Raw genomic sequence first — 23,447 nt, 5'->3', positions numbered from 1 at the left:
CTCGGGGCGGGATATTGAGAAAACAATCAAAAAAAGCTTACAGCCGCGTTCGGCTGTAAGCTCTTGTGACTTATATTAAACAGTTTTGTCGCTTCCAAAGAAGTTACGGAACATTTGGAAAGTGGTATCCCTGTTCAAAGCTGCAATGGAAGTGGTTAAAGGAATGCCTTTCGGACAAGATTGAACACAGTTTTGGGAGTTTCCGCAGTTCGCAAGTCCACCGTCACCCATGATCGTTTCCAAACGTTCATCCCTGTTCATCTCTCCAGTTGGATGTGCATTGAAGAGACGGACCTGGGATAAAGGCGCCGGCCCGATGAAGTCCGATTTGCTATTCACATTCGGACATGCTTCCAGGCAGACTCCGCAAGTCATACATTTAGAAAGCTCATATGCCCATTGGCGCTTCTTCTCAGGCATACGTGGACCAGGACCCAAATCATAAGTTCCATCGATCGGAATCCATGCCTTTACCTTTTTAAGAGAATCGAACATTCTGCTGCGATCGACCTGTAAATCACGGACAACCGGGAATGTACGCATCGGCTCAAGGCGAATCGGCTGCTCTAATTTATCAACAAGCGCAGTACATGACTGTCTTGGCTTGCCGTTAATGACCATCGAACAAGCTCCGCAAACCTCTTCAAGGCAGTTCATATCCCATGTAATGGGAGTCGTTGCCTGGCCTTTGACATTGACAGGATTTCGCCTGATTTCCATCAATGCAGAAATCACGTTCATATTCGGTCTATAATCTAATTCAAACTCTTCTTGATAAGGTGCCGCTTCAGGACTATCTTGACGTGTAATGATGAAGCGAACTTTTTTATTTTCACTCATCCTTTATTCGCCTCTTTCTTACTTTTAGTATAGTCACGTTCGCGTGGAGGGATCAAGGAAAGATCCACTTCTTCATAATGGAATTCAGGTGCATTTGTTTCAGCATTATACTTAGCCATTGTCGTCTTTAAGAATTCTTCATCATTACGTTTAGGGAATTCCGGCTTATAATGGGCTCCACGGCTTTCATTACGGTTATAAGCTCCGATTGTAATGACTCGTGCAAGCTGAAGCATATTATGAAGCTGTCTCGTGAATGATGCACCTTGGTTGCTCCATTTTGCCGTATCGTTGATATTGATATTTTTATAGCGTTCCATCAATTCCTGGATTTTTTCATCCGTTTGTAGAAGCTTATCGTTATGGCGGACCACGGTTACATTATCCGTCATCCATTCACCAAGCTCCTTATGAAGGACATAGGCATTTTCTTTTCCGTCCATGGAAAGGATATTTTTCCATTTTTCTTCTTCCTGCTGTACATGACGATCGAAAATGGAAGAAGAAATATCGTCAACATGCTTTTCCAAACCTTTAATATACTTAACTGCATTTGGTCCTGCAACCATTCCGCCATAGATTGCGGATAGAAGGGAATTCGCCCCGAGACGATTTCCGCCATGCTGGGAATAATCACATTCTCCCGCTGCAAAGACGCCAGGAATGCTTGTCATTTGATTGTAGTCGACCCATAGTCCACCCATTGAATAGTGAACGGCCGGGAAGATTTTCATAGGGACCTTGCGTGGGTCATCACCCATGAATTTCTCATAGATTTCAATGATTCCACCAAGTTTGATATCAAGCTCTTTCGGATCTTTATGAGAAAGATCAAGATACACCATGTTTTCTCCATTGATGCCTAATTTTTGATTGACGCAGACATCAAAAATTTCACGCGTCGCAATATCACGCGGAACAAGGTTTCCGTAAGCAGGATATTTCTCTTCAAGGAAATACCAAGGCTTCCCGTCTTTATATGTCCATACGCGTCCACCTTCACCACGGGCAGATTCACTCATCAAGCGAAGCTTATCATCCCCAGGGATCGCTGTCGGATGAATTTGAATAAATTCGCCATTGGCATAGTAAGCCCCTTGCTGATACAAAATGGAAGCTGCAGAACCAGTATTGATTACAGAGTTGGTTGATTTACCAAAAATGATTCCAGGACCGCCGCTTGCCATGATGACAGCATCTGCAGGAAATGATTTGATTTCCATCGTTTTCAGATCCTGGGCAACGATTCCTCGGCCTGCTCCATCATCATCTAGGACTACCCCTAGAAATTCCCAGCCCTCATACTTATTTACAAGGCCGGATACTTCGTGGCGGCGAACCTGCTCGTCCAATGCATAAAGAAGCTGCTGGCCAGTAGTTGCCCCCGCGAATGCTGTTCTATGATGCTCTGTTCCGCCAAATCGACGGAAATCCAATAATCCCTCTGGTGTACGGTTAAACATGACACCCATACGGTCAAGTAAATTGATGATTCCTGGTGCAGCTTCACACATCGCCTTTACTGGAGGCTGATTGGCGAGGAAATCGCCTCCATAGATCGTATCATCAAAATGAATCCATGGAGAATCCCCTTCACCTTTCGTATTTACAGCACCATTGATTCCACCTTGTGCACACACAGAGTGAGAACGCTTAACAGGCACTAGTGAAAACAGATCCACTGGCGTTCCTGATTCTGCGATTTTAATTGTTGCCATCAAGCCGGCAAGTCCGCCTCCGACAACAATGACTTTTCCTTTACTCATCATGACTCACTCCTTTTCTAACCATTGTCCATTCTTTCAAACATGCTATCTATCAAGTCTGAACATTAACTTATACGAACGCAAGAAGCGCTTGAACGCCAACTACAGACAACGCAATAAAAATCAATAACGTTACATAAGTTGAAATAAGCTGTGATCTTGGAGAAACAGTGATTCCCCAGCTTACGCAGAATGACCATAGTCCATTTGCGAAATGGAAAACAGTTGATACAACTCCGATTATGTACCACGCAAGCATTAGTGGATTTGATAAAATATTGTGCATCATTTGGAAATTGACTTCTGCACCAAATGCTGCCTGAATCCGTGTTTCCCAAACATGCCATGCAACGAATGCAAGTGTAATGACACCGGATACACGCTGAAGCATAAACATCCAGTTACGGAAGTACCCAAATCTGCTTGCATTGTTTTTTGCAGTAAATGCAATATATAGTCCGTATATCGCATGGAACAGCAAAGGCAGAAAAATAATAAAGATTTCCAAGAAATAGCGGAATGGCAGTTTCTCCATAAAGCCTGCAGCATCATTGAATGCTTGATCTCCGCGTGTTGCAAAATGGTTCACTACTAAATGTTGAGTCAAGAATAAACCAACAGGAATAACACCTAGCAGAGAGTGCAATCTGCGATAATTAAATTCACGATTTCCAGCCATGATTTACCCCCCTTAATGATGAATGCTTTGCATCGATTTTCAATGGACACAATTCGATATTGTGCGACATCCGATGCATTATTGAATTATAACAATAATGTGACATGTTCATTTTACTCCCATGTAGTGGAAGCGTCAAGAAAACGTATTCACAAAATCACTGTTATTCTAAAACATTTCTTTACCCTTCTTTATCCGGAATGTTCTGAAAATAAGCTTATGATTATGTTCATTATTCAACAAGAAGGTATTGTGAAAAAATATTCCAGTATGAATTCGTCCTTTTTTCCTTTTAAAACAATGTAGATTTTTGTATATAATATAATTATAGAAAGAGGGGAATTACGTGAATGCTTCTACTGAAGAACTATTGAGTGCTGAGACCGAACAAGAACTGGAAGAGCAACAAACCACAACCAAAGATATGATATCGGTCTTTGGTTATGAACTGATTCGTGAAATCCTGGTCCCTGACCTGCTTGGAAAAGAAGCTCCGGACATTTTATATTGGGCAGGCAAGAACTTAGCCCGTAAATTTCCGCTGCTGTCCCACGACGAACTGTATGCCTTTTTTGTGGAGGCCGGCTGGGGATACCTACATATTACGAAGGAAGGAAAGCTGGAAACAGAATATGAACTGACCAGCTCCATCATCAAAAACAGATTGAAATCCAATCCTGATTCATGCTTCAGGATGGAAACCGGATTTTTGGCACAGCAAATTCAATCGCAAAAAAAAGTAATTACAGAGGCCTATGAAGAAATACACAAAAAACAGCAATCAGTGAAGATTATTGTGAAATGGGACAAAAAAGATCCAGTGCACGATTAGAAATAAGGGCAGGCAGCGACTATCCATCCGCTGCCTGCCCTAACGTTTGTATGTGAATCTTTTTATGAGGAAACTTCAGCTTCTGCTTTCAATTTATCCAAACCGAAAGCGGTGTGGAGGATGCCCGCTGCCTTCAGCATCTGCCCCTCATCAATAACCGTTGAAACCTTGATTTCAGATGTGCTGACCATTTTAATCTTGATGTGTTCATCGGCCAGTGCCTTGAACATTTGTGCTGCCACACCAGGGTTGGAAACCATGCCTGAACCAACGATAGATACCTTGGCAAGTCCGGTTTCATATTCTGCGGATTCAAAATCCAACTCTTTTTTATAATTTTCCAGGACGCTGATTGTCTCATTCAGCTGTTCTTTTTTTATCGAAAAAGACAAGCTTGTTTTTTGTGCTTCCGTTTGGCTTTGAATGATAATATCAACATTGATATGATTTTCAGCAAGTTTTGTAAAAATTGTTGATAAATGCTGAATTTCATTTTTTAGCCCGACCAGTGTCACCCGGATAATATCTTCTTCAAAAGCCACACCACGGACAATAAGATTTTGTTCCATCGTAACCGCCTCCTCAATGATTGTACCTTCCACTTTTTCCATACTTGAACATACCTGAAGAGCAATGCCATAATTCTTCGCAAATTCTACTGCTCTAGGATGCAGCACCCCCGCTCCCAAATTTGCCAGTTCAAGCATTTCATCGTAGGATACGGACTTTAACTGACGCGCTCCCTTTATATATCTGGGATCAGTAGTATAAACGCCTGTCACATCCGTAAAAATATCGCATCGGTCCGCATTCAGGGCTGCGGCCAATGCAACAGCGGTTGTATCCGAGCCTCCCCTGCCAAGCGTCAAAATTTCATTATTTTCATCGATGCCTTGAAATCCTGCAACGATGACGATCTTTTTTTCATTCAAGCAACCTTGTATCTTTCCTGAGGAAATGTGTTTGATCCTCGCATTCCCCGGAACGGATTCCGTCAAAATCCCTGCCTGCCCGCCTGTAAAAGAAATGGCTTCATGTCCCATTTCCTTCAGTGCCATTGATAACAGGGAGATGGTAATCTGCTCCCCGGTGGACAATAGCATATCCATTTCTCTTTTATCCGGTATCGGACTTATTTGTTTTGCCAATTCTACAAGCTGATCGGTAGATTTGCCCATAGCCGAGACGACTACGACGACTTGATTTCCTTTTTCCTTTTCTTCCACTACTCTTCTGGCTGCATTCAATATCCGCTCAACATTGCCTACCGATGTGCCGCCAAACTTTTGTACAACTATACCCACGGTTTCTCCTTCTTTCTTTAACGGATTTATTTTGGAGAAATCTGGCCACCAATAAAAAAAGCAATGAGATCTCATCCCATTGCCAGTAATGTACGAAAAAAACGAACAATACATTGGTGAGATAGCCCTCCAAGATGTTAACATCTTGACAATCCTGCATTTATTCAATGCAGAACCAGCAAAAGGAACGATGAGCTTCCTCTCACTTCGGCAGACATTCCCTTTCAAAACTCTTCACTGAAGCTCATTCTTCTCTGAGTTCCTACTATTGAAGCCCGCACCTCTATCATCACTTTGTTATAAAAAGTGATTTATGCTTATTAGGTTTGCTATATTATAACATACCCTCCATGAAGGTAAAGCTTAATCTTTTAACTTTTCAAAAATGTTTTCCGCGACTTTTTGGGGAAGACCCATACCAATAAAATCCTCGATTGACGCTTCCTTCATTTTTTTCATGGATCCAAAATGCTTCAACAACTGTTTTTTTCTTTTCGGGCCGATCCCTTCAATATCATCCAACAGCGATTTAAAGGATGTTTTTCCTCTAACCTGCCTGTGGAATGTAATGGCAAAACGGTGAACTTCGTCCTGGATCCGTTGAAGCAAATAAAATTCCTGGCTGCTCCGTTCAAGCGGCACGATTTGAAGCGGATCGCCGTATAAAAGTTGTGAAGTCCTATGCTTCTCATCCTTTGCCAATCCCGCGACAGGTATCTCTAAATCCAATTCGTTGAGCAATATATCCTTTGCCGCCTCGATCTGGCCTTTTCCCCCGTCAATCACTATCAAATCCGGGATGGGCAGATTTTCTTTCAAAACCCTTGAATACCTGCGACGCACCACTTCACGCATGGATTCATAGTCATCCGGCCCCTGGACGCTTTTAATTTTATATTTTCGATACTCTTTTTTTTCCGGCCTGCCATCGATGAAAACGATCATGGCAGAAACGGGATCCGCCCCTTGAATATTTGAATTATCGAAGGCTTCAATCCGATGCGGGGTGTAAATATTCATGATCTCCCCAAGGTTCTCAACTGCTTTGATCGTTCGTTGTTCATTTTTTTCAATTAAAGCAAACTTATCATTCAATGCCATTTTTGCATTTTTTTCAGCCAGTCTGACAAGCTCTTTTTTCTGTCCCCTCATTGGCTTTAACACTTTGATATCCAATAGTTCCGAAGCCAATTTTTCATCAACTGATTGCGGCACGAACAGTTCATTTGGCTTAATATGATTCGTTTTCGAGTAAAATTGACCTAAATAAGTAAGGAATTCGCCTTCAGGCTCATCATAAACAGGGAAAAGGGATACATCACGTTCAATTAATTTCCCTTGCCGCACGAAGAACACTTGGACACACATCCAGCCTTTATCAACAGCGTAGCCGAAAATATCCCGATCCGTAAAATCGGTCATCGTCATTTTCTGTTTTTCCATCGTAGCTTCAATATGCATGATTTGGTCCCGGTATTCTTTTGCCCTTTCGAATTCCAGATTTTCCGAAGCATCCTCCATCTTTTTAGTAAGTTCCACTTTGATATCCTTGTACCCTCCGTTAAGGAAACGGGTGATTTCATCCGTCATTTCCTTATAGGTGTCCTCTTTTACTTCCTTTACACAGGGTGCCAGGCATTGTCCCATATGATAATATAGGCAGACACGGTCAGGCAGTGTGGAACATTTCCGAAGAGGATATAAGCGGTCCAGCAATTTTTTTGTCTCATTTGCCGCACCGACATTTGCATAAGGTCCGAAATATTTCCCTTTATCTTTTTTTACTTTCCGAGTCGTGATCAATCTTGGATGACGCTCTGCAGTAAGTTTGATAAAAGGATAACTTTTATCATCCTTAAGCATGACATTATATTTTGGATCCCATTTTTTTATTAGATTCATTTCCAATATAAGTGCTTCCAGGTCAGAAGATGTCATGATATATTCGAAATCATGTATTTCACTGACAAGCCTTTGGGTCTTTCCGTCATGGGATCCAGTAAAATAAGACCTGACCCGATTTTTTAAAACCTTCGCCTTTCCTACATAAATGATCGTTCCCTGGCGATCCTTCATCAAGTAGCATCCTGGTTGATCGGGAAGCAAGGTCAATTTATTTTTAATTAGTTCATTCATCGCTACAACCAACTCCATATCGCCTTATCCTCTATATAGTATTATACAATCGGTGCGGTCAAAGATAAACTGGATTGCACCAGCATAACTCATGCCATCCGGGGACGGTTCGTTAAACGGATTTGTGGGGCACGCCACCGCCCTCTTGTTCCCTTTTTTTTTCCGCGAGCCCCTCATTCGGGCACGATAACCGCTCGTTCCCTTTTCCTTCCCCTATGACTCAATAGGAATCCGGTTCAACTGAAACTCCAAGCCCTTTTCAAACACTACTAAATGCTTCAGTTTTTCAACCAATTTCCAGTTGGCCCACCCCGCCATAATTATTTTACAGCCATAAAAAATGGCTGCCGAATAAATTCGACAGCCACTATTGTGCTTAGGCACCGTTCAATGTATTATGCGTGTTTGTTCAAAAGCTCAGCCAACGCTTCTTTTGGTTGGAATCCGATTACTTTGTCTACAACTTCGCCGTCTTTAAGAACGACTAAAGTTGGAATGCTCATTACGCCAAAGTTGCTTGCAGTTTCTTGGTTTTCGTCTACATCAACTTTAACGATTTTTACTTTGTCTCCCATTTCGGAATCCAATTCTTCCAAAACAGGTGCAATCATTTTACAAGGTCCGCACCACGGCGCCCAAAAATCAGCCAATACTAGGCCTTGCCCAGTTTCAGCAGAGAAATTTTGATCAGTTGCGTGTGTAATAGCCATTAATTTTGCCTCCTAATGAAATATCCTTAACTTATATGGAGAGTATACCATCCATTATACGATGATGCGAATATTTTGCTCGTACGTAATTTACCCAAAACACTGTTTTGTATTCATCCAAAAGGAAAGCGGCCCTTAGGCCGCTTTCATCTCAAACCATATTAAGAACTTGCAACCTTCAATTTCTTGAATTCTTCTGTCAGCATCGGAACTACCTCGAAAAGATCGCCGACAATTCCGTAATCTGCAACTTTGAAGATGTTGGCTTCAGGATCTTTGTTAATGGCTACTATCACTTTGGAATTCGACATTCCCGCCAAATGCTGGATCGCCCCGGAGATTCCGCATGCGATGTAGAGGTCAGGTGTTACGACCTTGCCAGTCTGGCCGATTTGAAGGGAGTAATCGCAATAGTCTGCATCACATGCCCCACGGGAAGCCCCAACCGCCCCGCCAAGCACGTTCGCCAATTCTTTTAAAGGCTCAAAGCCGTCTTCGCTTTTCACTCCGCGGCCTCCTGCAATAATGACTTTTGCTTCAGAAAGATCTACGCCTTCGCTCGCTTTTCGCACAACATCTTTAATGATCGTACGCAGATCCTTGATTTCAGCTGTTACAGACCCTACTTCTCCGCTGCGGCTTTCATCCTTCTCAAGAGCTGGGATGTTATTAGGACGTATAGTGGCAAAAATAATTCCATCTGTGATGATCTTTTTCTCAAACGCTTTTCCCGAATAGATCGGACGGGTGAAAACCAGATTTCCGCCTGCTTCTTCCAATGCTGTCACATCGGAAACCAAGCCTGTCCCAAGCTTGCCCGCTACACGCGGTGATAGGTCCTTCCCAAGCGCTGTATGGCCGAAAACGATTCCTTCAGGACTTTCAGCATCCACTACTGCTTGAAACGCTTGTGAAAAGCCATCGGAAGTGTATTGCTTCAACTTTTCATCTTCGACGACCACGACTCGATCCGCACCGTAATGGAGCAACTGTTCTCCTAAAGCGCTTACAGAATCGCCCAATAAAACGCCTACTACTTCTCCGCCCTCTGCAATCGTCTTCCCAGCTGCAATCGCTTCAAAGGATACATTGCGCAGAGAGCCGTCCCTGACTTCACCCAATACTAAAACTTTTCTAGTCATGTTTTATTCCCTCCTGTTTGTCATCGTCACAATAGAAGTTATTTCAGACAACCTTTGCTTCTTTATTCAGTAAAGTCACCAATTCTTTTACTTGGTCTTCTAGTTCGCCTTCCAGCACTTTTCCTGCTTCTTTCTTCGGCGGCAAATAAATTTCAATGGTTTTTGTCTTGGCTTCGACATCGTCCTCATCAAGATCTAAATCATCCAATTCCAATTCTTCCAATGGCTTTTTCTTTGCTTTCATTATCCCTGGAAGCGAAGGATATCTTGGTTCGTTCAAGCCCTGCTGTGCAGTGACCAGCAAAGGAAGTGTTGTTTCAATCACTTCAGAATCCCCTTCGACATCACGTACGACAGTCGCTTTGTCCCCATCTATTTCAAGCTTCGTGATGGTTGTTACATAAGGGATATCCAATAATTCGGCTACACGTGGACCAACTTGCCCCGATCCCCCATCGATGGCTACATTTCCACCTAGAATAATATCTGCGTCCTTATCCTTCAGGAATTCAGCAAGGATTTTAGCTGTCGTAAATTGGTCGCCATATTCCAAATCATCCTCGGTATTGATCAGAACAGCCTTATCAGCACCCATAGCCAATGCAGTGCGCAGCTGCTTTTCGCTTTCCTCGCTGCCTACTGTCACAACCGTGATCTCGCCGCCGTGCTCATCCCTTAATTGGATTGCTTCCTCGACCGCATACTCATCATAAGGATTAATGATGAATTCAGCACCATCCTCATTGATTTGTCCGCCGGAAATAGTGATTCTTTCTTCTGTGTCAAAAGTTCGTTTCATTAAAACGAAGATATTCATATTCTGTCCCTCCCAATAATGAAAACATTATTTTAGTTTAAAAGATTTCGAAAATTCACTTCAAAAAAATTTGTATTTTTATTTTTTAAATTGTGTAAGGTTGAATTCCACTTCAGGATGCTTGCTTTCCAAGCGGCATCGCACCTTCCACTCCAATCAACATCATATGATGAGCTATTTTAGAGAAAAACTATTTGCCTATGAAGTTCGGCTTCCGTTTTTCGATAAAAGCACTGATTCCTTCCTGTCCATCCTCAGACATGAACACTTCGCCAAAAAGCTCAGCTTCACGCTTCACTCCTTCTTCAAACCTGCCGTCCTTAGCATAATTTAGAAGTTCAATAGCTGCCTTCATGGCAATCGGGCTTTTTTGGGCAACCTTTTGAGCCAGCTTTTCAGCTTCTTCAAACACTGCATCCTCTGTGAATGCCGCATTCGCAAGCCCCCAAGCAACAGCTTCTGTGCCAGATATCGGATCGCTTGTCAGCAGCATTTCAGCAGCTTTCGCTACGCCGACATATCTTGGGAGACGCTGTGAACCGGCAAAACCTGGAACAAGTCCTAGCTGAAGTTCAGGCAGACCGAGCTTGGCATTTTCACTGACATAGCGTATATGACAAGCCATCGCAAGTTCCAGACCACCTCCGAGAGCTGCACCGTGTATGGCAGCAATGATCGGTTTAGGGAAGTTTTCCATCCGCTCGAAAACTTCTTGGCCGTTTGCGCCAAGCTTTTCGAAATCGGCTTCATTCTTTACAGATGTGAATTCCTTAATATCTGCTCCTGCAGAGAAAAATCTTCCCTCTCCATGAAACAGCAGGACACGAATTTCATCATCCTTTTCGACTTCGTCCAGCACCAGCGATACTTCCTCGATGACCCCTGATGCCAATGCATTAGCTGGCGGCCGGTTAATCGTTACATAACCAACGAGATTTTCTTTCCTTAAAGACAAGTATTGCACGCCAATCCCCCTTACTTTTTAGTCTGCATTCTGCCCGCTGAATCCATTGAGCAAAAGCTGATGAACGGCGGGAGCCTGTTTGACTAAATCGTATTTTTGTTCATTCATGACCCAAGTTGTAACGGTTTCGTCAATCGTACCGAAGATCATTTGCCTTGCCAGTCTAATATTCAATGAATGGAATTCTCCATTATCAATGCCTTCTTGAAGGATGCTATCCATCAATGATAAGTATCCTTTAAGTACATCGTTGATCTTGAGGCGCAAATCTTTGTTCGACTGTCTTAACTCCAGTTGGGTAACAATGGCTAAGTGATGGTCCTCTGATAAGATCTTAAAATGATTTTCTACCATCACTAATAATTTCTCCGCCGCTTTTTGTTTTCCTGCTATAACTTCTTCAATTTTTTCAACAAATAATCCCATTTTTTCTTGAAACAATGAAATCAATATGTCTTCTTTGTTTTTGAAATACAAATAAATCGTTCCATCTGCTACACCAGCTTGCTTGGCAATCTTTGAAACTTGTGCCTGATGATAGCCATTTTCGGCGATCACAATGACAGCAGCATCGATAATTTGTTTATATTTTGGTTTGTTTCGCTTCATAGCTATCACCTGCTAGTTTTCTTCCTGGATTCAAAATGAATGAATGGTCATTCATAATTCTATAATAAATAGAATTCACACATCTGTCAAGGAACGGGACGCATTTTCTTCCCAAAAACAAAGAGCCCCTTATTGACGGCTCCAATGGAGAAGCATTCATCCTAGTTTATCATCTTTTTGTTTATTTTTCTCTTCCTCAATCAACGCACGCCTTAATATTTTTCCAACAGCCGTTTTTGGAAGCTCCTCCCGGAACTCGTATACCCGGGGAACCTTGTAAGCGGCTAAATGTTTTCTTGCGAAAATATTTAATTCATCCTCTGTGACGGTTGAACCTAATTTTCTCACCACATATGCTTTAACGGTTTCACCACGATAAGGATCCGGAACACCTGCAATGACCACTTCCTGAACATCTTCATGCTCATAAAGGACCTCTTCGATTTCCCGGGGATAAATGTTGAATCCCCCAGCTATGATCATGTCTTTTTTACGATCTACCACATAGAAATACCCTTCTTCATCCATATAGCCGAGATCTCCTGTCCGGAGCCAGCCATCTTTAAGGATTTGCTCCGTTTCTTCAGGACGGTTCCAATATCCTTTCATCACTTGAGGTCCTTTGACAGCTATTTCACCAACTTCCCCAACTGGAAGCGGTCTCCCATCCTCTAATGACAAAATGGCAGAATCGGTATCCGGCCATGGGACTCCTATGCTTCCCTTCATCCGTTTTTGCCCCCATAAGAAGTTTGCATGCGTGACTGGCGAAGATTCAGTCAAACCGTACCCTTCGACCAGCTTTCCATTCGTAGCCTTTTCGAATTGTTCCTGCACTTCGATAGGAAGCGGCGCCGATCCGCTGATGCATGATTCAATCGAGGATAAATCAAAATCTTTGAGCTTTGGATGATTCAAGAGTCCGATATAAATGGTCGGGGCCCCCGGGAACAGCGTAGGCTTTTGTTTGTGAATGGTTTTTAAAGTTGTTTCCGGATCAAATTTGGGCAGCAGCACCATCTTATATGCTTGCATGACAGCAAGGATCATGACAGCAGTCATCCCATATACATGGAAAAACGGTAGGATGCCGAGAATCGTTTCTTCACCTTTTTTGCATTTGTAGAGCCAAGCGTCGCACATCGATGCATTGGAAACCAAATTTTTATGCGTCAGCATGACTCCCTTAGGAAAGCCTGTTGTCCCTCCTGTATACTGGAGCAAGGCCAAATCTTCCTCAAAGTTGAAGTCGATTGACAACGGCTTCGCTTCTGCAACATCCAAAATTCTTTTTAAAAGATGATGGTTTCCTTGATGTTTGACATCTACGACAATTCCGTACTGCTTTTTCTGGATGAATGGGTAGATCAGGTTTTTCGGAAATGGCAGAAAATCCTTGATAGCGGTTACAATTATATGCTCCAATGATGTTGATTCCAGGATGCCGATCACTCTTGGAAACAGGATATCCAAAGTGATGATTGCTTTTGCTCCCGAATCATTCATTTGGTACTCCAATTCACGCTCCATGTATAGAGGATTTGTCTGTACGACTACCCCGCCAGCATAGAGAATACCATAGTAGCTGATGACCGACTGCGGAGTATTTGGCAGCATGATTGCAACGCGGTCGCCTTTCTTTATTCCGATGGAGCAAAGATAATTCGCCATTTTCAAAGCAGCTTCGTACACTTCCCTGTAGCTTAATTCCTTGCCCATAAAATGAATGGCAGTCTTGTCTGGAAAGTGTGATGCCGCTTCGGTCAAATAAGAATGTACCGGGATTGGGGCATATTCAAGGGCCGAAGGTATTTCCTCAGGATATTGTTCAAGCCACGGTTTGGATTCCATCCATATCCTCCTTTCTTCTCACAAAATCATTTTTACTCGAAAAATTAGAATTTTTAAATTTCTCTTTACAATTATAATATATCCATAGTCCCTATACAATTTATTAAAATTGGCATTTGGCGGATATAACTTTAAAAAATTGTTTTTATACTAGAGTGTTAATAGAAATGAAATTATCTTATAAAGGCTGATTGGAGCGGAAGACGTGAAATTCCGGAGAGATCAGCGTGCAAGGTGAGCCCCCTCCACAGCGGAATGAGAAGGCTAACTCCCGCACCTCGGAAAGCGATCATCCTGTAACTGAAATCATCCTTTACATTCATCAACGCATCCAGCAGATTTTTTGATTACTTGTAATCCATTGATACAATATTGATTTTTCAAACTGCCTAAAATCAAAATGGAGCACTGCGTTTCGCAGAACTCCATTCAGACTGGTAAAATATTTATATCTTCACATTGAAATAATCATATATATTATGCCAATTAATAAAAACACTCCGCATAAGGTGAGCAATACCTTTGCCAATTTATCCATTCAAGTCTCTCCTTACGATATGCTTGCGCCAATGACATAGGATAATCCGATGGAGATGACCATCGATATGAATCCTACCGCCCGGTTATCCTGTTGAATTTCTTCATCGATTTTAAACTTCGGAGTCAAGAACTCATAGATGAAGTAGCCGATCAATAGCAGGACAAACCCGAATACTCCCCAGCCAATCATGGTCAAAAGGGTATTATGCTGCAGGATTGAATGGCGGAAAACGTTGGCTATGCCAAAGATTTTCCCGCCAGTGGCCATTGCAACAGCCAAATTCCCCTTTTTGATTTCGTCCCAATTTTTGTACTTCGTAACAAATTCAAATATGGCTAAAAATAATACCATGCAAAGGATGACTACGCTGTAATAACCTGCTGTCTGTACGTACTCATTTTCCCAAAAGGACGCATTCATTTTTCCACACCACTCTCCCTGTTATTTCAATTCGACAACCGTCACGCCGCTGCCTCCTTCACCAGCTTCCCCGAAGCGGATCCTTTTGACGTTTCGATGATTTTTCAAATATTCCTGAACACCCTGCCTCAATGCGCCGGTCCCTTTCCCGTGAATGATGGAAACCCGTGGATAACCAGCCAAAACGGCATCATCCAGGTATTTTTCCACTCGAATCAGCGCACCTTCATACCTCTCGCCCCTTAAGTCCAATTCAAGGCTGACATGATAGTCCCTGCCTTTAACCGTGGCGAGCGGCTTTGTTTCAACCTTTTGCTTGCCTTTAATGAATTCCAGGTCGGATTCTTTCACCTTCATTTTCATGATGCCGATCTGAACCTGCCATTCATTTCTGGAAACTCTTTCGACCAGATGCCCTTTTTGATCAAAGCTCAGGACCTTGACTTCATCACCTGCTGCAAATTCATGTTTGGATGCTGAACGTTTGACCGATTTGCTGGTCTTCTCCAATTCAGGTGCAGCACCTTCCAGCCTCTTTCTGGCCTCAATCAGTTCATGCTCTTTGATTTCCGCTTTTTTGTTCTGCTGAAGCTTTCTCAAATCATGAATGATTTCTTCGGCTTCACTTTTTGCTTTGTCGACGACCTTTGCTGCCTTTGCTTCTGCCTTTTCATACATTTTGTCCCGTTGTTCATAAAACTCGATCATCTGTTTCTGAAGGTCCTTATGGAGTTTATCCGCACTTTTCATCAGTTCGTTTGCTTCCAGCCGCTCTTCTTCTGCGAGTCTCCTGCTCTGTTCAAGTGAAGCGATCATGTTTTCGACTTCATTCGTATCAGCACCGATATAAGAGCGGGCATGCTCGATGACTGCATCATTCAATCCGAGACGCTTGGAAATTTCAAAGGCGTTGCTCCTTCCAGGGACACCGATCAATAATTTATATGTGGGGCTCAACGTCTCAACATTAAATTCCACACTTGCATTCATGACCCCTTCTCGATTATATCCATATGCCTTCAATTCAGGATAGTGGGTGGTCGCAATGACTTTGGCCCCTCTATTATATACCTCATCGAGTATAGAAATCGCTAAGGCTGCACCCTCCTGCGGATCGGTCCCGGCACCCAGTTCATCGAAAAGCACAAGGCTCTCATGATCGACAAGTTTCAAGATTTCCACAATATTGACCATGTGCGAGGAAAATGTACTTAAACTTTGCTCAATGGATTGTTCATCCCCGATATCAGCAAAGACTTGCTTGAAGACGTTGATCTCCGAACCATCGAGAGTCGGGATTTGAAGCCCGGCCTGTGCCATGATGGTACAAATCCCGATTGTTTTCAAGGTGACCGTTTTTCCGCCGGTATTTGGGCCTGTGATGACAATGGTCGAGTAATTTTCCCCGATTGCTATATCATTTGCAACGGCTTCATCCATTGCCAAAAGTGGATGACGTGCCTTGAAGAGCTTAACGATGCCATTATCGTTCACTTTCGGTTTGGTCGCCTTTATGGAAGCACCGAATTTTGCCTTTGCGAAGATAAAATCAAGTTCGCCCATAATCCGCACTATTTCAAGTAATTCATGACTGGCCGCTGCAATTTCAACCGTCAGTGCCTGAAGGATCTTCTCGATTTCCTGCTGTTCTTTCAGCTTGAATTCCCTTAACTGATTGTTTAATTGAACGATGGACTGCGGTTCAATGAACAATGTCTGCCCTGATGAAGATTGATCATGGACAATCCCGCCGTAGTGTCCTCTATATTCCTGTTTGACCGGAATGACATAGCGGTCGTTCCGGATGGTGACAATCGCATCCGATAACATTTTCTGTGCGTTTTTTGATCGGATATAGCCTTCCAGTTTTTCACGGACCCTTGATTCATTTGCCCTCAGCTGCTGACGGATATGCCTCAATTCGGTACTTGCTGAATCGAGTACCTCACCATTTTCGTCCACTGCATTTTTTATTTCATGCTCCAAAGGGGTTAAGATCGACATTCCATCCGATTTTTTAACCAAAATTGGAATGAGTATGTCCTTCGAATCAGTGATATCCTCTATAAAATGTTTTATTACACGGCTAGCGTGAATTGTACTGGCAATTTGGACAAAATCATTTGGACTTAAAATTCCCCCGATTTCCGATCTTTTTACATGTGGGCGGATATCGTAAATTCCGCTCAAAGGAACATTTCCTTTCAATCTTATGACAGAAGCGGCTTCGTCTGTTTCTTCCTGCAGCTTTACAACTTCATCATAGGATGTTGATGGCAAAAGCGATTTTATTTTGTCTGCACCCAACGATGAGGATGCAAATTCGAGCAATAAACTTTTAATTTTATCGAATTCCAATGTTTTTAATACTTTTTCAAACATGGAAGTTTTCTCCCTCCTGCTACTTGCTTGTTGTTTCATCATTCCGTCTTAAAAATTCCATCAATTCATCAGGAGAATATGTGTTGAGGACCATCTCTGCGGATGCCCACCCTTTCCGTGCTGCAGAAACACCTATTTCCATGAAATCAAGATTTTTAATATTATGTGCGTCGGTGTTGATGACTATTTTGACGCCTGCCTCTTTTGCTTTCCTGATATGTTCAGATGAAAGATCCAGCCTGTTCGGATTTGCGTTCAACTCCAGGACTGTATCGGTCTTCTTGGCAAGCTCGATTAACATGTCCATATCGACACTGTATCCTTCCCTTCTTCCAATGAGCCTTCCGGTAGGATGTGCAATGATATCAACATGATGATTGTTCAATGCAGCTGTGAGCCTCTCCATTATTTTTTCCTGGGATTGTGAGAAGCTCGAATGAATGGATGCGATGACAAGATCCATTTCTGCAAGCAAATCGTCATCATAATCCAAGGTTGCATCCGGTAAAATATCCATTTCAATCCCAGATAAAATTAATATATCATCATACTTTTCATTCAATCGGCGAATTTCTTCCTTTTGCTTTCTTAGCCGTTCAGATGTAAGTCCGTTGGCGACCCTCAAATATTGAGAGTGATCGGTGATCGCCATATATTTATAGCCTTTTTCCCTGCATGCCTCAATCATTTCCTCCAAAGAAAATGCACCGTCCGACCAGGTTGTATGCATATGTAAGTCGCCTTTAATACCTTCTTTGGAAACAAGTCGGGTTTCAGAAGAAAAAGTCTCTACTTCCTTGCCGTCTTCCCTGACTTCAGGTGGGATGAACGGGAGGCCGAAATGATCAAAAAACGCTTCTTCCGTTTCAAAAGTCAGCACTTCCCCTGTTTCCACCACTTCGACACCATATTCGCTTATTTTTTCTCCGCGTTCTTTGGCAATCTGCCTCATTTTGACATTATGATCTTTAGAACCGGTGAAATGATGCAAGGCAGTGGCATAGACTTTTGGTTCCACTAATCGAAAATCTACGGAAACATCATAGTCAAAGGAAAAGGTTAACGATACCTTGGTCATTCCATTTGAAATGGCTTCTTTTATATCAGGCAGCTTCAAAAGCTGATCTTTCACTTTTTGAGGGGAATCAGTGGCGATGATGAAATCCAGATCTTTGACTGTCTCTCTCATTCTCCGTATGCTGCCTGCACGGGAAAACCGGTCCACGTATTCCATGCGGCTGATGCATTCCTCCAGTTTATCGACGATCGGGAGCATATATGCCAACGGTAATCTCTCTGGCCTGGATCCAACTTCTTCGATGGCCTGCAGAATTTTTTCCTCCGTCTTTTTGCCGAACCCTGCTAACCCCTTTACTTTTCCCTCTTCACAGACAGCTTTTAAAGTTTCAATATCCACTACATCAAGTTCGTGATAAAGCTTGGCGATTTTTTTTCCGCCAAGCCCAGGGAGCTGCATAAGCGGAATGAGGCCCTTTGGCACTTCTTTTTGGAGCTCTTCCAAAACAGAGGATCTCCCGCTCTCTATGTATTCTTCAATGACGGCGGCAGTTCCTTTTCCAATACCATTCAAAGATTGGAAATCTTCCATTTCAGATAGACTGCGATCATCCGCTTCCAATGCGGCCGCCGCTTTTCTGAAAGCAGACACTTTAAAGGAGTTTTCCCCCTTCAATTCCATATAAATGGCTATATGTTCAAGTAATCTCACGATATCCTTTTTATTCATATTTAAACAATCACCTTCCAAAGATTTATGCTTCTTCCATAATAGTAGCAAATTCATCTGAAAAAGAAAAAAATCGGAACCAACCCCATCAAGACAAGTACATCAACTCATATGAAGGTCCACAGGAAGTGGAGTCCGCCAATTATGAGGAGATGCCTGGCCTCTGATTACGGGTCAGCTCCGTTTAGGACGCTACATATTCAATCCACCATTCTTTCAAACGCTCAGAAAAAATCGGTGTATTCTCGATCATGGCTTCAGCAAGGAAGGATTTATCCAATGCATTCTGAATCGATTCGATAGGCAGCAGTGCGCCAATATATAAAAGGATGAAAATCAATAAATATATTTCCACAAAACCAAGGATGCCGCCAGCCCAAACGTTCAGCTGCTTGATGATTGGAAGATGTGCCACAAAATCCAGCATTGAACCGAAGATATGCAAAACAATTTTCACAGCGAAAAAGATGATGGCAAACGCAATTGCACGGTAATAAGCGTCTTCCATTCCCCCGCCCTGAAAGATCATATTGAATGAATCAGCATTATCCAATGAAGGGTATGGAATCCACAACTTTAATTTCGGAGCCAAATCATCATAGTAAAAGTAGGCGGCAATGAATGCTGCCACAAATCCGATCATATGGATCGCCTGAAGGATGAATCCCCTGCGCAAACCATTAAAAAATCCAATAATAAAAAGAACAATAATTACTAAATCAAGCATTATTTCTTCAACCCTTTAACTTATTTATTTCCTCTTCCAACTGTGCATTTTTCTCCTCAAGCTTGATGAGATCATGCACAGCGTTGACAGCTGTTAAAATAGCCAGCCGATTTTGTCCTAAATAGGGGTTTTTTTCGTTTAACTCCCGAATTTTTTCATCGACAATTGATGCAACCAAATGTATATGTTCTATTGATTCTGAACTGACAATGTCATATTGTTGATTGTATATCGTAACAGTTGTTTTATTTCTATTTATCGACAACCGTTATTCCCCCATTCTAAAGAATCCTAATCCCTATATTACCATGAAAAAAAAATGAAGGGAATGAAATTTGTCCAATAATGCCGTATCATAGCACTATATGAAAGGAGATAGCATATTTTGTCACATGCCGTACTGAAAGTAAATCAATCAACCATTCAACAAATGAAAAATCATTATAAACTCGGACTGGGTTCCAAAGTTCCTGCCGGAGCAGCATTTACTGCCAAAATCGAAGGGTGCACCATTACTGCTTACCATACAGGTAAGGTTCTTTTCCAAGGAAAAAACGGAGAGGTTGAAGCCAAAAAATGGGGTGCATCCTTGCCTTCAAAGGCTAAAAATGGATCGCCAAAAACCAAAACTTCGGGTGCACCGCTCCCAGAGAACATCGCAGCTCTTTCTCTCATCGGCTCCGATGAAGTGGGTACAGGTGATTATTTCGGCCCGATTACAGTAGTCAGTGCATATGTGGAGAAAAAACAGATTCCACTCTTAAAGGAACTCGGGGTGAAGGATTCCAAGAATTTATCTGATCCGCAAATTATCTCAATTGCCAAAGAGCTATTAAAATTCCTTCCATACAGCCTGTTGACACTCTCCAATCAAAAATATAATGAGTGGCAGGCAAAAGGAATGAGCCAGGGCAAAATGAAAGCATTACTTCATAATCAAGCCATCCAGAACGTTTTGGTGAAAATCGAGCCTGAAATCCCGGAAGCGATTTTGATCGATCAATTCGTGGAGGCAAGTACATATTACAAACATATTCAAGGTCAGAAAAAGATCATTAAAGAAAGGGTATACTTCAGCACAAAAGGGGAAAGCATCCATATCGCAGTTGCCGCGGCATCGATTTTGGCAAGGTATGCTTTCTTGAAAGCGATGGACGCATTAAGCCAAAAGGCTGGATTTACGATTCCTAAGGGAGCCGGCCCGGCAGTCGACAAAGCGGCTGCTAGACTCATCTCCGAAAAAGGGGTCGGTGCCCTCACTGAATTTACAAAGCTTCATTTTGCCAATACGGATAAAGCGAAGCGGATTATCAATTTGAAATAAGGCTGTTTTCGTATTATTTAATACACTTGCTAAATCATTATATTAGTTGTTTTGCGCTCCAGGATGCTCGAGTCAATTGATTGATGAATCCTTTTCAGTTTGTTTTTAAAACAGCGCTCATTAATTAAACAGCTTTTGAAGGATTTCTACAACATTACCTTTTCCACACTACATTATTTTTCTGTTATCCACCATAAAAAAAGGCTGTGCAGTAATCTGCACAGCCCTTTCCTTTTATTATCCTCGCAATTCCGCTCCAGTTTCTTCTTTTACAGCCGCCAAGACTATTTCATGTGCCTTGACTACTTCTTCATCGGTCAATGTTTTTTCCGGATCGTAGTATTTCAATGAGAATGCGACCGATTTCTTTCCCGGTTCCATATGTTCGCCTTCGTATAAGTCGAATACGCGCACATCTTTCAATAATTTACCGCCGGATTTAATGATTGTATCTTCGATTTTACCTGCACTGACAGATTGATCCACCACAAGTGCGATATCGCGGGTAATCGATGGGAAACGTGGAATCGGATCATAGGCAAGCGCTGGCACTTCTGCCGTGAACAGCGGTGCAACCTTCATCTCGAATACATATGTTTCCTTTAGATCCAATGCTTTTTGGACGTTTGGATGCACTTGACCGATAAATCCGATGGCATCGCCATTCAGAATGATTTCAGCCGTTCTTCCCGGATGCATCCCATCCATATTAACCGCACGATAAGCAATTGATTGCTGGAGGCCAAGTTTTTCAAACAGCCCTTCCAAAACTCCTTTTGCCACAAAGAAGTCCATTGCCTTCTTCTCCGCTTGCCAAGAATGCAGATGCCAATTCCCAGTCAGCGCACCAGCTAAATGTTCTTCCTCCTCTGGCAGCTCCCCTTCGCCATTGTTCAAGAATGTTGCACCCAATTCAAACAGCGCGATGGAGTCGTTCTGTCTCGCAAGATTATATGACACAACCTCCAATAATTGCGGGAGGATGCTCAAACGAAGAAAGCTTCTTTCTTCACTCATCGGCATGGAAAGCTTGACAGGCGTCCTAACATCCAATGCATATTGGACAGCCTTATCCGAGCTAGTCAATGAATAAGTTACGGCTTGGTTTAACCCTGCTCCTTCGAGAAATCTCCTGACCGTTCTTCTCTTGCTTTGGTACGGAGTCAGTCCTCCTGGAGTCGCAGCACCCGTTGGCAGCGTTTTTGGAAGGTTGTCATAGCCATACAGCCTTGCTACTTCCTCGATTAAATCTTCTTCAATCGTAATATCCCCGCGGCGGGTAGGGACTGTCACGATGATTTCTTCTCCATCTATGCTGGTTTCAAATTGAAGGCGATTGAAAATTTCCTGTACTTTATCCAAAGAAATATCCGTTCCTAAAACTTTATTGATCTTCGTTAAAGAAGTGCTGACAACAGCCGGCTCGATATGCATTTCATTGACGATCGCTTCCCCGCTCAACACTTCGCCGCCAGCATACTCAGCCATGAGCTGAGATGCCCGATCAGCTGCTTCTTGAATCCTATTAGGGTCCACGCCCTTTTCAAAACGGGCACTGGCCTCACTGCGGAGACCATGATCCTTGGAAGCATTTCGAACCGTCTGGCCCTTGAAATAAGCAGATTCCAATAATACAGTCACCGTATCCTTTTGAACCTCGGAATTGGCTCCTCCCATTACTCCAGCAAGAGCAACCGGCTCATTGCCATTGGTTATGACCAAGTGGTCTGTCGAGAGCTCCCTTTCCACATCATCGAGTGTCACCATCTTCTCATTCGGACGAGCTTTTCTCACTACGATTTCTTTTGACCCCAAGCGGTCATAATCGAACGCATGCAGCGGCTGGCCGTATTCCAAAAGAATATAGTTTGTAATATCCACGACATTATTGTGAGGACGTATGCCTGCTGCCATCAGTCTCGTTTGCATCCAAAGCGGTGACGGCCCTACTTGGATGTTTTTGATTACTTTCGCAATATACAGCGGATTGTCTTCCGTTTCCTCAACCTTCACGGAAATATAATCTGTTGCTTTTTCTGATGATGAGTTTTTTTCAATGCTTGGCAGCGTGACACTCTTTCCGAGAATCGCTGCGACTTCATAAGCTACTCCAAGCATGCTTAAGCAGTCTGAGCGATTCGGTGTCAACCCCAATTCCAGAATACGGTCATCAATGTTCAGCTGCACCAATGCATCGGCGCCCGGCTCAACACCATTCGGGAATACAAAGATCCCTTCCGTATATTCCTTCGCCACCAATTTACTTTCTATGCCCAATTCTTGAAGGGAACAGATCATCCCATTGGATTCTTCCCCTCGAAGTTTTGCACGTTTGATTTTAAAATTCCCAGGGAGTACAGCACCAACCTTGGCAACAGCCACTTTCTGGCCTTTTGCTACATTGGGAGCCCCGCAAATGATCTGGACAGGTGCATCTTCACCTAGATCCACAAGGCATTTATTCAATTTATCTGCATTTGGATGCTGTTCACATTCCAATACATGGCCGACTACCACACCGGAAATGCCATCTCCAGGATGCTCGACACCTTCAACCTCAATTCCGCTTCTTGTAATTTTTTCAGCGAGCTCTTCCGCTGAAATCCCGTTCAGCTCTACATAATCCTCTAACCACTTATATGATACAAACATGTTG

At 42.8% G+C, this 23,447-nt stretch carries 19 protein-coding genes and 1 riboswitch; of the genes, 2 read left to right on the top strand and 17 right to left on the bottom strand.

Annotation, left to right across the window (positions count from 1 at the left end; translation table 11 throughout):
• Positions 1–75 precede the first annotated feature (75 nt).
• From sdhB to D9X91_RS01065, 3 genes are all read right to left on the bottom strand, one after another.
• Entirely contained in the window at positions 76–840 is a 765-nt protein-coding gene (sdhB, locus tag D9X91_RS01075) for a succinate dehydrogenase iron-sulfur subunit (protein WP_121678702.1), read from the bottom strand.
• Positions 837–2,606, bottom strand: coding sequence for a succinate dehydrogenase flavoprotein subunit (gene sdhA / locus D9X91_RS01070; RefSeq protein ID WP_121678701.1), 1,770 nt, complete (start codon positions 2,604–2,606; stop codon positions 837–839). The genes sdhB and sdhA overlap by 4 nt, the downstream gene beginning before the upstream one ends.
• Positions 2,607–2,676: 70 nt before the next feature.
• The gene (locus D9X91_RS01065; RefSeq protein ID WP_121678700.1) at positions 2,677–3,285 is read right to left on the bottom strand and encodes a succinate dehydrogenase cytochrome b558 subunit; all 609 of its coding nucleotides are present in this window, start codon (positions 3,283–3,285) and stop codon (positions 2,677–2,679) included.
• A gap of 346 nt (positions 3,286–3,631) precedes the next feature.
• Between D9X91_RS01065 and D9X91_RS01060 the strand changes: the two genes are divergently transcribed.
• On the top strand, positions 3,632–4,117 hold the full coding sequence (locus D9X91_RS01060) for a YslB family protein (protein WP_325050486.1): 486 nt from the start codon (positions 3,632–3,634) through the stop codon (positions 4,115–4,117).
• Positions 4,118–4,179: 62 nt separating this feature from the next.
• Here the strand turns inward: D9X91_RS01060 and D9X91_RS01055 are convergent, their stop codons facing one another.
• The 13 genes from D9X91_RS01055 to zapA form a co-directional block, all read right to left on the bottom strand.
• The gene (locus D9X91_RS01055; protein WP_121679004.1) at positions 4,180–5,421 is read right to left on the bottom strand and encodes an aspartate kinase; all 1,242 of its coding nucleotides are present in this window, start codon (positions 5,419–5,421) and stop codon (positions 4,180–4,182) included.
• A gap of 114 nt (positions 5,422–5,535) precedes the next feature.
• A riboswitch (Lysine riboswitch) is annotated at positions 5,536–5,715 on the bottom strand.
• 69 nt (positions 5,716–5,784) lie between these two features.
• The gene (gene uvrC, locus D9X91_RS01050) at positions 5,785–7,557 is read right to left on the bottom strand and encodes an excinuclease ABC subunit UvrC (RefSeq protein WP_121679003.1); all 1,773 of its coding nucleotides are present in this window, start codon (positions 7,555–7,557) and stop codon (positions 5,785–5,787) included.
• A gap of 395 nt (positions 7,558–7,952) precedes the next feature.
• Entirely contained in the window at positions 7,953–8,267 is a 315-nt protein-coding gene (trxA, locus tag D9X91_RS01045; protein WP_121678699.1) for a thioredoxin, read from the bottom strand.
• A gap of 161 nt (positions 8,268–8,428) precedes the next feature.
• Positions 8,429–9,409 (bottom strand): electron transfer flavoprotein subunit alpha/FixB family protein, encoded by a 981-nt coding sequence (locus D9X91_RS01040; RefSeq protein WP_121678698.1) that lies wholly within the window; start codon positions 9,407–9,409, stop codon positions 8,429–8,431.
• Between the two features lie 43 nt (positions 9,410–9,452).
• Positions 9,453–10,226: an electron transfer flavoprotein subunit beta/FixA family protein gene (locus D9X91_RS01035; RefSeq protein WP_121678697.1), complete on the bottom strand. Its 774-nt coding sequence runs from the start codon at positions 10,224–10,226 to the stop codon at positions 9,453–9,455.
• Positions 10,227–10,416: 190 nt separating this feature from the next.
• Positions 10,417–11,190, bottom strand: coding sequence for an enoyl-CoA hydratase (locus D9X91_RS01030; RefSeq protein ID WP_121678696.1), 774 nt, complete (start codon positions 11,188–11,190; stop codon positions 10,417–10,419).
• 18 nt (positions 11,191–11,208) lie between these two features.
• The gene (locus D9X91_RS01025; protein WP_121678695.1) at positions 11,209–11,799 is read right to left on the bottom strand and encodes a TetR/AcrR family transcriptional regulator; all 591 of its coding nucleotides are present in this window, start codon (positions 11,797–11,799) and stop codon (positions 11,209–11,211) included.
• A gap of 156 nt (positions 11,800–11,955) precedes the next feature.
• On the bottom strand, positions 11,956–13,650 hold the full coding sequence (locus D9X91_RS01020; protein WP_121678694.1) for an AMP-binding protein: 1,695 nt from the start codon (positions 13,648–13,650) through the stop codon (positions 11,956–11,958).
• Positions 13,651–14,200: 550 nt separating this feature from the next.
• On the bottom strand, positions 14,201–14,611 hold the full coding sequence (locus tag D9X91_RS01015) for a DUF350 domain-containing protein (protein WP_121678693.1): 411 nt from the start codon (positions 14,609–14,611) through the stop codon (positions 14,201–14,203).
• A 21-nt stretch (positions 14,612–14,632) separates the two neighbouring features.
• A complete protein-coding gene (locus D9X91_RS01010) occupies positions 14,633–16,993 on the bottom strand; it encodes an endonuclease MutS2 (RefSeq protein ID WP_121678692.1) in 2,361 nt (786 codons plus the stop codon).
• A 19-nt stretch (positions 16,994–17,012) separates the two neighbouring features.
• Positions 17,013–18,740, bottom strand: a complete 1,728-nt coding sequence (gene polX / locus D9X91_RS01005) for a DNA polymerase/3'-5' exonuclease PolX (RefSeq protein WP_121678691.1) — start codon at positions 18,738–18,740, stop codon at positions 17,013–17,015.
• 184 nt (positions 18,741–18,924) lie between these two features.
• The gene (locus D9X91_RS01000; protein ID WP_121678690.1) at positions 18,925–19,467 is read right to left on the bottom strand and encodes a CvpA family protein; all 543 of its coding nucleotides are present in this window, start codon (positions 19,465–19,467) and stop codon (positions 18,925–18,927) included.
• A gap of 7 nt (positions 19,468–19,474) precedes the next feature.
• The gene (zapA, locus tag D9X91_RS00995; RefSeq protein ID WP_121678689.1) at positions 19,475–19,732 is read right to left on the bottom strand and encodes a cell division protein ZapA; all 258 of its coding nucleotides are present in this window, start codon (positions 19,730–19,732) and stop codon (positions 19,475–19,477) included.
• Between the two features lie 120 nt (positions 19,733–19,852).
• Between zapA and rnhC the strand changes: the two genes are divergently transcribed.
• Positions 19,853–20,791: a ribonuclease HIII gene (gene rnhC, locus D9X91_RS00990; RefSeq protein WP_121678688.1), complete on the top strand. Its 939-nt coding sequence runs from the start codon at positions 19,853–19,855 to the stop codon at positions 20,789–20,791.
• A 237-nt stretch (positions 20,792–21,028) separates the two neighbouring features.
• Here the strand turns inward: rnhC and pheT are convergent, their stop codons facing one another.
• Positions 21,029–23,443: a phenylalanine--tRNA ligase subunit beta gene (pheT, locus tag D9X91_RS00985; protein ID WP_121678687.1), complete on the bottom strand. Its 2,415-nt coding sequence runs from the start codon at positions 23,441–23,443 to the stop codon at positions 21,029–21,031.
• Positions 23,444–23,447: the final 4 nt, after the last annotated feature.

Origin of the sequence: Falsibacillus albus, assembly GCF_003668575.1 — a bacterium.
Lineage (GTDB): Bacteria > Bacillota > Bacilli > Bacillales > DSM-25281 > Falsibacillus > Falsibacillus albus.
The sequence above is the reverse complement of the archived record's forward strand: the minus strand, read 5'-3'. Positions and strand labels throughout refer to the sequence as shown.